A 14,458-nucleotide genomic window follows, 5' to 3' on the forward strand; every position below is an offset into this window, starting at 1 on the left:
CCATGCTCTATATGGATATTGTGCCCAAGAAAGGTGTCGGAAGAATGGAAAGATTTAAAAGAATTTATATCACCTTGATATTATTCATCTTCTTTTATTCTTTTTCAGCTGGCGCCAATCCTGTCTTTATCGGTTTGGATGCAGATATGAGTTCTGGGTCTGCGCGTTCCGGCATTGCAATTCAGCGGGGAATTGAAATTGCTCTTGAAGAAATTAACTCTAAAGGCGGTGTTTTAGGGCGTCCTTTGCAATTATTGGTCAAAGATCATCATGGGAATCCTGCCCGAGGGGCCGATAATATTGATGATTTTGCCAAAATTGATGATCTGGTGGCCGTGGTTGGGGGATTGCATACCCCCGTTGCCTTATATGAATTAAAGAATATTCATGTTCATAAAATGATTTACCTGTCCCCTTGGGCGGCAGGGACACCGGTTGTGGAAAATGGTTATCGCCCCAATTATGTCTTTCGCCTGTCTGTGCGTGATGAATATGCCGGGGGGTTTTTGGTTGAAAAAGCCCTGGCACGTGGATTCAAACGCATTGCTCTGGCATTGGAAAATACCGGCTGGGGACGTTCGAATGAACGGGCGATGAAGGCGGCTTTGGAAGCCAAGGGGATACGCCCGGTTGCACTGTCGTGGTTTCATTGGGGAACAGCCACGGCTGCGGATGCTTTAAACGATGTGATGAAATCAAAGCCGGAGGCGATTTTGCTGGTGGCCAATGCACCGGAAGGTATGGCAATTGTTGAAGCCATGGCTGCACGCCCGGAACATGAACGCATTCCCATCCTGTCGCACTGGGGGATTACCGGGGGGACTTTTTTTGATGCGGCCAAACAGGCCATTGCCAAAACCGATCTGACATTCCTGCAAACCTATTCCTTTATTGATCGCCAGAAAGAGTCTAAAGCCCAACATGTGATCAATGCATATTTACAACGCTATCGTGATGTGAAAGATGTGCGTTCCATTTTTGCCCCTGTGGGAACGGCTCATGCGTATGACTTGACCCATTTGTTGGCGCGTGCCATTGAAAAAGCCGGATCGACGGATCGTCCCTCTATTCGCACGGCCTTGGAAAGCTTGCCTACCTATCATGGTTTGGTCCGGGTATATAACCCGCCGTTTTCAGATCAAAAACATGATGCACTGGATGTGGGGGATTTTAACCTGTCCCAGTTTGCCCCAGATGGTGCGATTGAGCATCTGCGCCTGGAGTAGACAATGAGCGTCAAGACACGGGCACCTTCCATTTTTATTTATCCTTTGCGCTATGTGTTGCCCATTGGGGTGGTGTTGATGGTCGCCCTGTGGTTTGGGGGAAGTCGTTATCTGGAAATGGTGTTGCGTGATCAGCTGGGCCAATATATTCAGGAAATCGGTATTCTGGAAACCGACAGCATTCAGGAACGTCTTGATGATGTGCATGAATTTGCCCGTTCCATTGCAGAAAATGAATTGACCATTAACGGGATCATCGACCTTCAGGGGAATTCGTCTTATTTGCCGGCCTTTTTTCGTTCCTTATCCCTGCCGGCCTCATCCAAGGCACAACTTTATTTGGTGGATTATCGGGGGCGCCTGATTGCATCGCATAAGGCGGGGCCTGCTGATATGAGCAATGTGCCCAGCTATTATGATATGGAAACCCTGATTATTGACACGTTCGGGATTGTGATGGTGCAGCCGATTTATTATGGCAGCAGTGCAGAAGGGGCCATTGTGGTGAAATATCCACCGGAAGCCTTTGCTGAATTGTTTGAGCGCAACACGTTTAATAATGAACTTTTCATTGTGAACGGGGAAAACCGGGTGATCTATAGCACGAACCCGAAGCTGGCGAAATATGGCAGTTTTGCACCTAAGGAAATTGAAGGCTGGGTGCAGGTTCAGAACAAATTGTTGGTCAATAATACCGGGGTGATTGTCGCAAGCTCGGTTGATGAAGCCACTCGTTTATTGCGTACTTTCCAGATTGTGCAGCTTGCGGGGTTGATCCTGTTTCTGTCTCTGGCAGTTGGACTGGTTGTCTTATGTGCCTATTTGATTTCCCGCCCCCTTGAGGGTTTTGCCAAGAGCATTGCTTCTGTGCGGGATATGGGCGGATTGAATATGCGTTTGAAGACGGAAGGGCCAAAAGAGATTGTGCGTTTTGCCGAAGCCTTTAACCATATGGCTGAAGAGCTGGAAGCGGCCCTGAAAGAACAAACCTCGCTGGCAAAGGAATTACAGCAGGCCCAGAAACTGGAAGCCATCGGCCAGTTGGCAGGGGGCATTGCCCATGAAATCAACACACCCTCGCAATATATCGGGGATAATTTGCGCTTTTTACTTGATAGTGAGAAAGACCTGATTGCCTTGTTGATGCAAACCATTGCCTTGAAAGAAGAATGTCGCATGCATGGTTATTGTGAACAACGGGTTGCTGAAATTGATAAAATGATTGCCGAAGTTGATCTGGATTTCTTGTTGGAAGAAACCTCTTTGGCGACAGAACAGTCATTGAACGGTATTCGCCAAATTTCAAAAATTGTTTTGGCGATGAAAGAATTTTCACACCCCGGTTCGAAAGAGAAAAAGCATGTGGATTTGAACCGGGCACTACAAACAACCCTGACCGTTTCCAAAAATGAATGGAAAAACCTGGCAACCGTAAAAGAACAATTCGATGAAAAACTGCCCGCTGTGAAATGCCATGCCGGAGAAATCAATCAGGTCTTCTTGAATTTGATCGTAAATGCATCACATGCAATTGAAGAGGCAGAGCGGGGAATGGATGGTGAAATCACCATTAAAACACAAAAAATCGGGGATATGGTGGAGATCAGCGTGAAGGATAATGGATGTGGCATTAAGGCACAAAATCAGGATCGCGTTTTTAATCCGTTTTTTACAACAAAAGAAGTGGGGCGTGGGACAGGGCAGGGGCTGTCATTGTCACATGATATTATTGTGAATAAACATCAGGGAAGTTTGTCATTTGAAACGCAAGAAGGGGAGGGGAGTACCTTTATTGTGCGTTTGCCATATCAGGGGGGCAATGGCAAAGGGCAGGAGGCAAGTAATGGTTAAAATTGCAACAGCGGGCAATACGCATTCTGATACGTTAAAGGCATTGGAAAGTGCTGTTCAAGAATTGCGTCGTGAGCTTGGGGCCAAGCCGAAATATGTCATGGTGCAAATGAATGCTGCGCTGGATGCAGATCTTGTTCGAACGTACTTACATCAAATGTGGCCCCAGTGTCATGTTCATGGGGCAACATCCTGTTTGGGGACGATCACTGATAAAGGGGTGATGAGTGCCCCGGATGGCGGGTTGGCACTGTATGGTGTAGCTGATGATGAGTCTTCTTACGGGGTTGGGTTTTGTGATGCGTCCCTCAATATGAAACAGGCTGCCGTTGATGCCTTGCACCTTGCCTTAACCCAGATTGATCGGGAAGGAGAAATGCCGGATTTGGTTTGGACCACCTGCAGTCCGGGTTCAGAAGAAGAGGCATTGGAGGGATTGCAGGGGGTTCTGGGGCAGGATATTCCGATTATCGGCGGGTCGTGTGCCGATAATGAAATTGCCGGAAACTGGTCGTTATTTAATCAGCATGGCGGGGCTCAAAATGGATGTGTGGTAACAGCCATTTTCAGTGAAAATGCTATGGGGAACAGCTTTCAAAGTGCCTATATTCCCACAGATACATCTGCCACGATTACATCCAGCGACAAGCGTATTGTCAAAGAACTGGACCATCAACTGGCCGGGGAGGTTTATGCACGTTGGACAGGGATAGATTTAAAGGCAGGGCGTGAAGACAGTCTCAATATTTTGGGGCAGACAACCTTGGCTCCCCTTGGGCGGCGTGTCGGAGATTTAAGCGGGGCAGATATGTATTTGATGTCTCATCCAGAAACCATTACCCCGGAAGGGTATCTGACCCTTTTTACAGATGTGGAAGAGGGGCAGATCGTTACCTTGATGAGTGGCAACAAGGACATGTTGCTGAACCGGGCTTCGCGTGTTTGTGAATTTGCCAGAAATATTGCCGATATTTCCACAGATCAGATTGCCGGGTCGATTATTGTTTATTGTGCGGGCTGCATGTTGACTGTCCGTGATGATTTGGAAGAGCTTCACAAGCGGATTACCCAAACGCTGGGCGGGAAGCCTTTCATGACGGCTTTTACCTTTGGCGAACAAGGCCAGGTGATTGCCGGAGAGAACTGTCATGGTAATTTGATGGTGTCTTCCTTGATGTGGGGGCAGTCTTAAATGACGGAAACCATCGTTCTTCTGGAATCAATTGCAGAACTTGAACATCTTCGCCAGCATGAAATCCAAAAAGTGCAAGAAAAAGATGCTCAGCTGACAGCGGTGTCAAAACTGTTGGACCTGTTTAATGAGGATGAGGGGCAACTGAAGGGCTTTCTCAATATCTTACGAGATATTTTTCATGCTGATTGTGTTTCCTTATATGAGGAAAAAGAAGAGGGGCAGCTCAGTGTACGCACAACATTTCAAGGCGCAGATGATACCCATGTGGCCCCTTGTGAAGGATGCGCTATTTATAAAAAATCCCTGTCCGGGCGATGTGTCAATATTCCCGATACGTCCAAGTTTTCTTGTGTGAAAGAGCAGACCTGCACGCTTTTACATGATATCCATGCATCATTACTGATTTCTGGAATTCAGCATCAGGACGTACATTATGGCTTATTTATCGAACGGGCCGGTGGCAAACCTTTTAGTCGATCCGAACTTGGGATGTTTCAGGGGCTGCTGCCTATTTTGAAACAGGCCATTTCCATTTCTGTTGTGCGTCAGGAAAAAAATCACTTGTTGAGCGAGTTGAGAAACGCACAAAAACTGGAGGCTGTGGGCCATCTTGCGGGGGGGATTGCCCATGAAATTAATACGCCGTCCCAATATATCGGGGATAATTTACATTTCCTGAAAGAAGGGGCTGAAGACATCAGCAAGGTTTTGGAACTTGCTGTTACCTTGTCCAATGCCTGTTCTCAGGCAAAGGTTTGCGCCGATGAAAATCAGCAATTGCGCCATATGCTGGAAGAAAGCGATGTTGCCTTTTTGATGGAAGAAATCCCTCAGGCGATTGATCAGTCCATTGTCGGGATACAGCAAATTGCAAAGATTGTACTGGCGATGAAGGAATTCTCCCACCCCGGTGTGAAAGACAAGGTTCCCATGGATATCAACCGGGCAATTCAGACCACATTAACTGTTTCGCGCAATGAATGGAAAAATGTGGCAAAAGTTGAGACGGACCTTGATGAGCAGATCGGTCCGATCACCTGTTTGGTTGCAGAGATTAACCAGGTGATTTTGAATCTTATCGTGAATGCGGTTCATGCGATTGAAGATACAGGGCAGGAACGACTCGGTCATATCAAGATTGCGACCAAACGTTTGGAAGATCGTGTTGAGGTTCGTGTCTCAGATGATGGCAGCGGCATTGACCCTGAACATCAAGACCATGTATTTACACCTTTTTATACGACCAAGGATGTGGGCAGGGGAACGGGGCAGGGGCTGGCTTTGGCACGCGATATTATTGTGAATAAACATAAGGGGAGTCTGTTTTTCGAAACAGAGGTTGGCGTGGGAACAACTTTTATTATTCAATTACCTATTGTCTAAGAGCGATCAAGGCTTGTCCCCATATGGGGGTATACAATTAAAGTAGAATATGAAATCCTGTATATATAAATGAAGAAGGGTCATCATGGATAAGAAGCCACATATTTTGTTTGTCGACGATGAAAGCAACATCTTGATGGGCTTGCGTCGTGGGTTGCATGGCAAGCGGAAGAAATGGCAAATGAGCTTTTGCGAAAGTGGCCGTGATGCTTTGGCATTGATGGAAAATGAAACCATTGATGTGATTGTCAGTGATATGCGGATGCCGCAAATGGATGGTGCGCAGTTATTGGAAGAGGTCTGTAAAATTTCACCCGATACGGCCCGTGTTGTCTTGTCTGGTTATTCAAAAGATGAAACCATCCTTAAGGTCGTAGGGGCTGCACATCAGTATCTTGCCAAGCCATGTGATTTTGATTTGTTGGAAGATACGCTGGAGCGGTTAATCACTTTTCGCGCCAATATGGTTAAGTATGAGGTCCGCGAACGGATTACAAAGATGAAGTCTTTGCCCAGTCTGCCGGAGATCTATCACGAACTGATGGCGGAGCTGGAAAACGATTATTCCACCAATAAATCAATCGCGGCGATTATGGAAAAAGATGTGGGCATGAAGGCTCAGGTCTTGAAAGTATGCAATTCAGCCTTTTTTGGTTTGCCGCAACGGGTCAATGATCTTTCTGCTGCTGTCAGCCTGTTAGGGTTGGATACACTCAAAAGCATGTCATTACTGAGTGGGGTGTTTTCGTCTTTTGAAGGCAGTGCACAGGAAATTGTGGTGTTGGAAAATATCTGTAATGAAAGTATGCAGATTTCACTTGTGGCTCAAAGGGTAGCCAAAGAACTGGAATTTGATCAGATGGATTGTGATCAGGCAGGCTGTGCGGGAACACTGTCTCATGTCGGGTCACTTTTAATGGCGATTTCCTGGCCGAAGGAATTTAAGCAGGCCATGGTTTTATCTGTGCAAAAAAACAAGCCTGTTCAGGACGTTGAGAAAGTTATTTTAGGGGTCGATCATGCCTGGGTCGGGGCATATTTTCTGGGGTTATGGGGTTTTTCTTTTCCGGTATGCGAAGCCGTCGCCTACCAACATAATCCAAAAAATTGCCCGGATGTACCGCAGCCGATTTTGGCGGCTTTATATCTTGCCCATGAATTGATGGAATTTTCACATTCGGATCAGCCGAATTTTGAAGAGTTTGCTGATACTCTTGATCAAGAGTTTTTAAGTCAGCAAAAAATCGACATTTCATCTTTGAAGTGGGAAGACATTCTGGCCTTAAATTCCAACTAAGGAGGATGGCATGACAGAGAAACTGCTGATCATTGATGATGATGTGAATTTGCTAAGTGGGTTAAAACGGCAATATCATAAACGGTTTAACGTGCTGACTGCTGAAGGTGGGGCACAAGGGCTGGAGCTTCTGAAAGAAAACCCGGATATTGGTGTGGTGGTCACTGATATGCGTATGCCCGAAATGGATGGGCTGGAAACCCTGAAACATATTCGTGAAATTTCCCCAGATGTGGTGCGTATTATGTTGACGGGTAATGCCGATCAGCAAACGGCGATTGATGCGGTGAATGAAGGGGCGATTTTTCGTTTTTATTGTAAACCCTGTGAAGCAGATGTTCTGGCGAAAGGGATTGATGCCGGGTTTGAACAGTTTCGCCTGATCCATGCAGAACGTGAGCTTTTGGAAAATACCTTGTCGGGGACGGTCAAAGTGTTGGTGGATTTGTTGGCCTTTTCCAATCCAGAAGCTTTTGCCCGTTCGTCCCATATTAAGGAATGGTGTGAGATTTTGGCCCCGGAACTGGGGATCAAGCAGAAGTGGGTTTTAAAACTGTCTGCCATGTTGCTTCCCTTGTGCGATTTGATTATCCCGCAAGAAATGATGGTGAAATTAAAATCGGGTGAATTCCTGAAACCCGAAGAAGAAGCGATCTTGCAACAAGGGGCGCAAACCGTTCATGACATGATTAAGCAAATCCCGCGCCTTGAAAAAATTGCCGAAATTATCACGCAGGTGCGTCAGCCCCTTAAAGTTAAGAATCCGGAAGAAATTGCCAAGCTGCCTTTGGAAGCGCGTTTGTTACATGTATTGGAGGATTTATCCTGGGTCTCTTCAGAATTGATGCTCAGCTCGCGCGAATTTGACAAACTGCGGGTTCATTTAGATACCTATGATAAAACGGTGTATGAGGCGGTACGCACCCATTTGGTCAATCATGAATTCGCCCTTCAAGACCATTATGAAGGCAGGCGTGTGCCGATTAATCATCTGGTGGCCGGACAAATTCTTTTATCGGATATTTTGACAGATGATAACCGTAAGCTTTTATCGCGTGGTGTTATTTTGTCAAAAGTCCAAATTGAAAAACTCAAAATGATTGCCAAGCGTTCCCCGATGACCGGGCTGGTTTCCGTTGCCGAACTTAAACGTTATTCCCCATCTATGCGTAAATTGAGTTAGTGGGGCCTCTCTCCCCGCATTTCTACGTAGGTTTATTTTCTTTCTTAAATTAAATTTTAAATTAAGATAAACTTTGAAGTAATTTATGAAATGTGCTTTTGAGAGGGCTCGTCATGCTTGGTATTGTATTTTCTGAATTCACAGAAATGGTGGAAGAGGTTTTTTCCGCCGATATGGTTGACGATATTCTGGATGATTGCGATCTGGAAAGTGGTGGTTCCTATACAGCTGTGGGGGCTTATAGCCACACCGAAATTATTGCTCTTGTGGTTGCTTTAAGCAAACGCACCGGTGTGGAAGTCGATGATCTGGTCAAGGCGTTTGGTAAGCATTTGCTGAAAACATTTAGCACACGCTATCCGGTGTTTTTTATCGAGGCTAAAGATTCGTTTGAATTTTTTAAATCAGTAGATGGTCATATTCACAAAGAGGTCTTAAAGCTCTATCCCAATGCCACACTGCCGAAATTCACCTGTGAGCAACCGGATGATGCGACTTTGCGTATGGTTTATACGTCTGTTCGCCCCTTTAGCGTGCTGGCAAAAGGCTTGATTGAAGGGACATTAGAGTATTATGGTGAACAGGCTGAGGTCGAAAGCGTAAACCATTCTACTCAAGAGGAAAGTAAGGTTGAATTTATCATCCGTAGAACAAGTGCACAGTGATGGATGAAGCCAGATTTCAACGACGTATAGAGCGGGAAAAAAAAGCACGTAAAGAAGCCGAACGGCTCTTGGAAGAAAAAAGTGCCGAACTATACGAGGCCAACCAGAAGTTGAAAAATTCGCACGACGAATTGGAAGAACTTGTGGCAAAACGCACACAAGAGCTAAGTCGTGCGCTTGAACAGGCCAAAGACGCCAATAAGGCGAAATCTGAATTCCTTGCGACGATGAGCCATGAAATCCGCACTCCGATGAATGGGGTTATCGGTATGACTGGATTGTTGATGGATACGGATTTGGATGATGAGCAAACTCATTATGCCAACACCATTTCTCAATCTGGTGAGGCCCTGCTGCGTATCATCAACGATATTCTGGATTATACCAAGATCGAAGTGGGCAAGCTTGAGTTGGAAGAGGCCGATTTCAATCTGGTACAGGTTTGTGAAAGTGTTGTTGACCTGATGGCATCCAAGGCATTGGACAAGCAGTTGGAATTTGGGTCCATTATTTCGCCTACGCTGGATGGCACCTATCGTTCTGATCCGGGGCGTATTCGTCAGGTTTTGCTAAATTTGATTAACAATGCCATTAAGTTTACGGCCAGTGGGTCGGTTGCTTTGCGCGTGCATGGGGTAGAAAAAGGTATTTGTTTTGAAATTCAGGACACGGGTATTGGGATCAGTGCTGATGATCAGGAAAAACTGTTTCGACGGTTTTCTCAAGTTGATGCCTCCACCACGCGTAAATATGGTGGAACGGGCCTTGGCCTTGCCATTTCCCAATTGATTGTTCAGGCCCTTGGCGGTGAAATCTATGTGGAAAGTGCGCTGGGCAAAGGCAGTAAATTCATTTTTATCCTGCCGCTGGAACGGATTGAAGGTGCGTCTGCGCTTTCCCATTCCATTTCCGATGACGCCTTGCTGGGCAAGAAAGCGCTTATCATTGATGATATTGATGTCAATCAGGAGATTTTTGATGTCAATATGTCCAGCTGGGGCATTCAAAATACCATTTGTTCTTCGGTTGAAGAGGCACTGGATAAGGTGCATGAAGATCAGTTTGATGTGATCATTCTTGATTTTAATATGCCTGGTTATGATGGGGCTCATTTTTTAGCGAAATATCGCCAGTTGCCTGTTCTGGAACAAGTGCCTGTGATTTTAGCCTCTTCCTCTCCTAATGTGGGGGAAAAGCTGGATTATGATGCCTTTGTTGCAAAGCCAGTTCGCCAGCAGGTATTGAAAAATGTGTTGTTAACCACTCTGTTTAAAACTGCGCCTGCACAGTCTTCTGCGTCGCAAGGACAGGAGAAAAACAATACCCCACCTCAGGTCAGGTTACGTATTTTGGTGGCCGAAGATAATCAGGTCAATCAGATGGTTGCGCGCGGGTATTTGGAAAAACTTGGTCATTATGTTGATATCGCAGGCAATGGTTTTGAAGCAATAGATGCTGTATCACGCCTGCCTTATGATCTGGTCTTTATGGATGTTCAAATGCCTGAATGCGATGGCTATCAGGCCACCCGTGAAATTCGGGCGCAAACCGCTGAATATGCCAATATCCCGATTATTGCAATGACGGCAAATGCCATGGCCGGGGACAGGGAAAAATGCCTTTTGGCCGGGATGAATGATTTTCTCTCCAAGCCTGTCAGCCGCGATAGAATTGAACAGGTCATTGCTGATACGCTTGGTGTGATGGGACAAGATACAGAAGGGGGTATGCAACAAACGACCGGAATAGCCCCTGTTGCAGCAAATTTATGGGATGAAGAGATTGTTCAAACCATGATCAGTGATCTGGATTTGGATGGGTATAAAATGCTGCTGCGTGCTTTTCTCAGCAACAGTATCTTGCGGATTGAAAATATACATAGTGCTTGGCGCAACAATGAAAACAGCCAGCTTAAACGGGAGGCTCACAGCTTAAAAGGGGCGGCCGCCTCTATTGGTGCCAAGATTTTGGCGCAACAGGCTGGGGACCTTGAAACAAGACTGATGAATGGGGAGGTCAGCCCCGCCCATCTTTCCCAGTCTTTTGATGAATTTGAAGCCGAAGCGGAAAAACGTTTCCTGACATAAAAAAAGCCGGGCTCATAATTATGGAGCCCGGCTTTTTAGATGAAGTGCTAAGTGCGTTTAACCGCGCAGCTCACCACCTGTGTTTTTCGCAACAGAGGCCACAACCTTGTCACAAACCGCCTGGATTTGTTCATCGGTCAGGGTTTCTGTCGTTGGTTGCAAGGTGATGTTAATAGCCACAGATTTCTTGCCTGCTTCCATATTATCACCTTCGTAAACGTCAAACACATTGGCGGCTGTGATCAGTTTCTTATCTGCTGTTTTGGCAGATTGAATGATCTTGGCTGCGGGAACATCGCTATCGACTACAAAGGCAAAGTCACGTTCCACAGGTTGGAATTGAGACAAAACCAATTGCGGACGAAGGGCCCCTGTTTTCTTGGCCTTACCTGCTGGAATGGCATCCAGTGAAATCTCAAAACCAACAGCCACACCCTTGTAGCCCATTTTCTTGAGCACACCGGGGTGAAGTTCACCAAAATAAGCCAGTGTGTTCTTCGGACCCAGCTTTAAGGCACCGGAGCGACCCGGATGGTAATGGGCAGGTGCACTTTCAGGGTCAACTTGCAGATTGTCCACTTTGGCACCTGCTGCTTCCAAAACAGCCAGTGCATCGGCCTTGGCATCAAATACGTCTACACGGCGCGGACCATCCGCCCAGTTGCGTGGGCCTGTCTGACCTGTACGCACCCCAGCCACGATAATCGGCTGTTCATCGGCTGTGTCGCCATCAAATTGTGGACCAACTTCAAACAGGCAACCGTTGGGGTAGCCATTGTTGTTGTTGCGCTGACAGGCCGAAATCAGGTTCGGCAGCAGGCTTGGGCGCATGATTTCCAGATCTTTGGAGATTGGATTGGTCAGGCGCAGGTTTTCATCAGACCAGCCAAACAGCTTGGCTTCTTTTTCCGCCAAAAACGCATAAGTCACCGCTTCGTTCATGCCACGTGACACCAGTGTGCGACGTGAGATATCACGTTTGAGCTGCATGGGCGTATAGGCCACGCTGGGCAGGTTGCTTTCACGTTCCAGTGAAATTTCTTCGATATGGTCATAACCAAAGACACGAATGACTTCTTCTACCAGACAAGCTTCCAGCTCAATATCAGAGCGCCAGCTTGGTGGCTGTACATCAAAGGTTTCCCCGTTATCTGTCAGCTCACAACCCAGTGTTTTCAGGATGCGGGCCATTTCTTCTTCCGGTACATCCACACCTGTGAGCTGCTGTACACGTGCTTTGCGAAGGGTAATGGAACGTTGCCATTTGGGCTCATCCCCAGCAACCACCAGATTTGAGGCTTCACCGCCACAAAGTTCAATGATCAGGCGGGTTGCCATTTCTGTCATATCGACAACAGCGGCTTCATCCACACCACGTTCAAAGCGGTAACGCGCATCAGAAATGATATCGAGCTTGCGCCCCGTCATCGCCGTGCGGATCGGATCGAACAAGGCACATTCGAGGAAAACATTTGTTGTTTCTTCGCTACAGCCAGACTCTTCACCGCCCATGATACCAGCAAGCGCGTGCGGTGTTGTATCATCACACACAACGGTCATATCATCATCAAGGCTGTAGTCTTTCTCATCCAGTGCCTTCATGGTTTCACCGGATTTAGACAGGCGCACGTTAATGTCACCAGAAAGTTTATCTGCATCAAACACATGCAAGGGACGGCATAGACCTTGGGAGAAATAGTTGGTTACATCCACAAGGGCTGAGATCGGGCGCAGGCCCACAGCCAAGAGCTTGTCTTGCAGCCATTTGGGCGAAGGGCCATTTTTCACACCACGGATGTAGCGACCTGCAAATTGTGAACAGATCGCGGGGCCTTCTGTCGGGTTATGCAGATTGATTTTGATCGGGCTTTCAAAGCCGCCTTCAACCACATCAGTATTGATCGGTTTTAAGGAACCAAAACCCGTTGCAGCCAGATCGCGTGCAATCCCACGTACACCGGCACAGTCGCCACGGTTTGGTGTGATGGCGATTTCGATGATTGGGTCTGTCAGACCCATGATGTCTACCGCACGGGCACCAACTTCGGTGTCAGCCGGCAAGTCAACGATCCCGTCATGATCTTCAGACAGCTTCATTTCGGCTTCTGACATCATCATGCCTTCAGATGGCACACCGCGAATTTTTGTTGGTTTCAGGGTGACGTCCAGACCGGGGATGTAAGAACCAGATGTGGCAAAGACACCTTTCAGGCCCGCACGTGCGTTTGGCGCACCACAAACAACATCATATTCTTTTTCGCCGTCAAAGACTTTCAGAACTTGAAGCTTGTCTGCATCCGGGTGACGTTCAGCAGAAAGGATTTCGGCAATTTTAAAGGTTTCCAGACCACGGGAACGGTCTTCAACACCTTCAACTTCCAAACCAATCATGGAGAGTTTTTCAACGATCTCGTCACAGGACTTATCTGTTTCAAGATGCTCAAGAAGCCAGCTTAATGTGAATTTCATCGGGTCAGCCCCCCTACCATTGACGGAATATCCAAGGCCTTAAAGCCATAGTGACGCAACCAGCGAAGGTCAGATTCATAGAATGTACGCAAGTCTGGAATGCCATATTTCAACATGGCGATACGTTCAATCCCCATCCCGAAGGCAAAGCCTTGGTATTTGGATGAATCAATGCCACAGTTTTCCAGAACTTTCGGATGCACCATGCCGCAGCCCAAAATCTCCAGCCAGTCATCCCCAGCCCCGATTTTGAATTCGCCGCCTTCACGGGTGCAGCCGATATCCACTTCCGCAGAGGGTTCTGTGAAGGGGAAGTAAGACGGGCGGAAACGAACGGGCAGGTCATCCACACCGAAATAAGCCTTACAGAAATCAATCAGCGTGCCCTTCAGGTGGCCGAAGTGTGATTTCTCATCAATCACCAGACCTTCGATCTGATGGAACATGGGTGTGTGTGTGGCATCATAATCACAACGATATGTGCGACCCGGGCAAACGATACGGATCGGCGCACCTTTTTCCTGCATGGAACGGATTTGTACAGGAGAGGTGTGGGTGCGCAGCACCATGCGGTGACCGTCTTGTTCGCGCGGCAGATAGAAGGTATCGTGGTCCTGGCGTGCGGGGTGTTCCGGGCCAATGTTGAGCGCCCCGAAGTTGCGCCAGTCATCCTCGATATTCGGGCCTTCGGCAACGGTGAAACCCATTTCACCGAAAATAGCGATGGCTTCATCAATGGTTTGGCTGACCGGGTGAACTGTACCTGTGCTTTCAGGGCGTGTGCTTAGGGTCACGTCAACTTTTTCAGCCATTAGGCGGGCGTTCAGTTCCGCATCTGCCAGTTCAGTTTTGCGCGCTTCAATGGCCTGAGCCACTTCGCCTTTGACCAGATTCAGCTTTTGGCCTGTTTCTTTGCGTTCTTCGGGGCTCAAATCCTTCATGTTTTTCATCATGGAGGTGATTGAACCTTTTTTACCCAGTGCATTGACGCGAATATCGTCCAGTGCCTTGGAGTCTGTCGCAGCCGCAACCGCGCTTAAGACATCTTCTTTAATTTGATCGAGGTTTTCCATATCCGTTCCTAAATGGAAAAAAGGGGGTA

At 47.2% G+C, this 14,458-nt stretch carries 10 protein-coding genes; 8 read left to right on the forward strand and 2 right to left on the reverse strand.

Features of this window, described 5'->3' with window-relative positions:
- Nucleotides 1-146 precede the first annotated feature (146 nt).
- The 8 genes from E4K71_RS00975 (at nucleotide 147) to E4K71_RS01010 (ending at nucleotide 10,887) form a co-directional block, all read left to right on the forward strand.
- Entirely contained in the window at nucleotides 147-1,226 is a 1,080-nt protein-coding gene (locus tag E4K71_RS00975; RefSeq protein ID WP_167730178.1) for an ABC transporter substrate-binding protein, read from the forward strand.
- Between the two features lie 3 nt (nucleotides 1,227-1,229).
- Nucleotides 1,230-3,077: a sensor histidine kinase gene (locus tag E4K71_RS00980; RefSeq protein WP_135075247.1), complete on the forward strand. Its 1,848-nt coding sequence runs from the start codon at nucleotides 1,230-1,232 to the stop codon at nucleotides 3,075-3,077.
- Nucleotides 3,070-4,269, forward strand: a complete 1,200-nt coding sequence (locus tag E4K71_RS00985) for an FIST N-terminal domain-containing protein (RefSeq protein WP_167730180.1) — start codon at nucleotides 3,070-3,072, stop codon at nucleotides 4,267-4,269. The genes E4K71_RS00980 and E4K71_RS00985 overlap by 8 nt, the downstream gene beginning before the upstream one ends.
- Entirely contained in the window at nucleotides 4,270-5,655 is a 1,386-nt protein-coding gene (locus tag E4K71_RS00990; RefSeq protein WP_135075253.1) for an ATP-binding protein, read from the forward strand.
- An 85-nt stretch (nucleotides 5,656-5,740) separates the two neighbouring features.
- On the forward strand, nucleotides 5,741-6,952 hold the full coding sequence (locus E4K71_RS00995; RefSeq protein ID WP_135075256.1) for a response regulator: 1,212 nt from the start codon (nucleotides 5,741-5,743) through the stop codon (nucleotides 6,950-6,952).
- A 10-nt stretch (nucleotides 6,953-6,962) separates the two neighbouring features.
- Nucleotides 6,963-8,135: a response regulator gene (locus E4K71_RS01000; RefSeq protein ID WP_135075259.1), complete on the forward strand. Its 1,173-nt coding sequence runs from the start codon at nucleotides 6,963-6,965 to the stop codon at nucleotides 8,133-8,135.
- Nucleotides 8,136-8,248: 113 nt separating this feature from the next.
- The gene (locus E4K71_RS01005; RefSeq protein WP_135075262.1) at nucleotides 8,249-8,800 is read left to right on the forward strand and encodes a heme NO-binding domain-containing protein; all 552 of its coding nucleotides are present in this window, start codon (nucleotides 8,249-8,251) and stop codon (nucleotides 8,798-8,800) included.
- Nucleotides 8,800-10,887 (forward strand): response regulator, encoded by a 2,088-nt coding sequence (locus E4K71_RS01010; RefSeq protein ID WP_135075265.1) that lies wholly within the window; start codon nucleotides 8,800-8,802, stop codon nucleotides 10,885-10,887. Before E4K71_RS01005 ends, E4K71_RS01010 begins: the two co-directional genes overlap by 1 nt.
- Nucleotides 10,888-10,944: 57 nt before the next feature.
- Here E4K71_RS01010 and pheT read toward each other — a convergent pair whose 3' ends face one another.
- Both pheT and pheS read right to left on the reverse strand, forming a co-directional pair.
- Complete coding sequence (pheT, locus tag E4K71_RS01015; RefSeq protein WP_135075268.1) at nucleotides 10,945-13,356, reverse strand: phenylalanine--tRNA ligase subunit beta; 2,412 nt, start codon at nucleotides 13,354-13,356, stop codon at nucleotides 10,945-10,947.
- On the reverse strand, nucleotides 13,353-14,429 hold the full coding sequence (pheS, locus tag E4K71_RS01020) for a phenylalanine--tRNA ligase subunit alpha (protein WP_135075271.1): 1,077 nt from the start codon (nucleotides 14,427-14,429) through the stop codon (nucleotides 13,353-13,355). The genes pheT and pheS overlap by 4 nt, the downstream gene beginning before the upstream one ends.
- Nucleotides 14,430-14,458 lie beyond the last annotated feature (29 nt).

Origin of the sequence: Terasakiella sp. SH-1 (assembly GCF_004564135.1) — a bacterium.
Lineage (GTDB): Bacteria > Pseudomonadota > Alphaproteobacteria > Rhodospirillales > Terasakiellaceae > Terasakiella.

What these genes read in the sequence shown, in the direction of transcription:
- pheT (WP_135075268.1), bottom strand. Translation starts at nt 13,356, where the DNA reads ATGAAATTCACATTAAGCTGGCTTCTTGAGCATCTTGAAACAGATAAG.
- pheS (WP_135075271.1), bottom strand. Translation starts at nt 14,429, where the DNA reads ATGGAAAACCTCGATCAAATTAAAGAAGATGTCTTAAGCGCGGTTGCG.
- E4K71_RS01005 (WP_135075262.1), top strand. Translation starts at nt 8,249, where the DNA reads ATGCTTGGTATTGTATTTTCTGAATTCACAGAAATGGTGGAAGAGGTT.
- E4K71_RS00990 (WP_135075253.1), top strand. Translation starts at nt 4,270, where the DNA reads ATGACGGAAACCATCGTTCTTCTGGAATCAATTGCAGAACTTGAACAT.
- E4K71_RS00995 (WP_135075256.1), top strand. Translation starts at nt 5,741, where the DNA reads ATGGATAAGAAGCCACATATTTTGTTTGTCGACGATGAAAGCAACATC.
- E4K71_RS00980 (WP_135075247.1), top strand. Translation starts at nt 1,230, where the DNA reads ATGAGCGTCAAGACACGGGCACCTTCCATTTTTATTTATCCTTTGCGC.
- E4K71_RS01010 (WP_135075265.1), top strand. Translation starts at nt 8,800, where the DNA reads ATGGATGAAGCCAGATTTCAACGACGTATAGAGCGGGAAAAAAAAGCA.
- E4K71_RS00985 (WP_167730180.1), top strand. Translation starts at nt 3,070, where the DNA reads ATGGTTAAAATTGCAACAGCGGGCAATACGCATTCTGATACGTTAAAG.
- E4K71_RS00975 (WP_167730178.1), top strand. Translation starts at nt 147, where the DNA reads ATGAGTTCTGGGTCTGCGCGTTCCGGCATTGCAATTCAGCGGGGAATT.
- E4K71_RS01000 (WP_135075259.1), top strand. Translation starts at nt 6,963, where the DNA reads ATGACAGAGAAACTGCTGATCATTGATGATGATGTGAATTTGCTAAGT.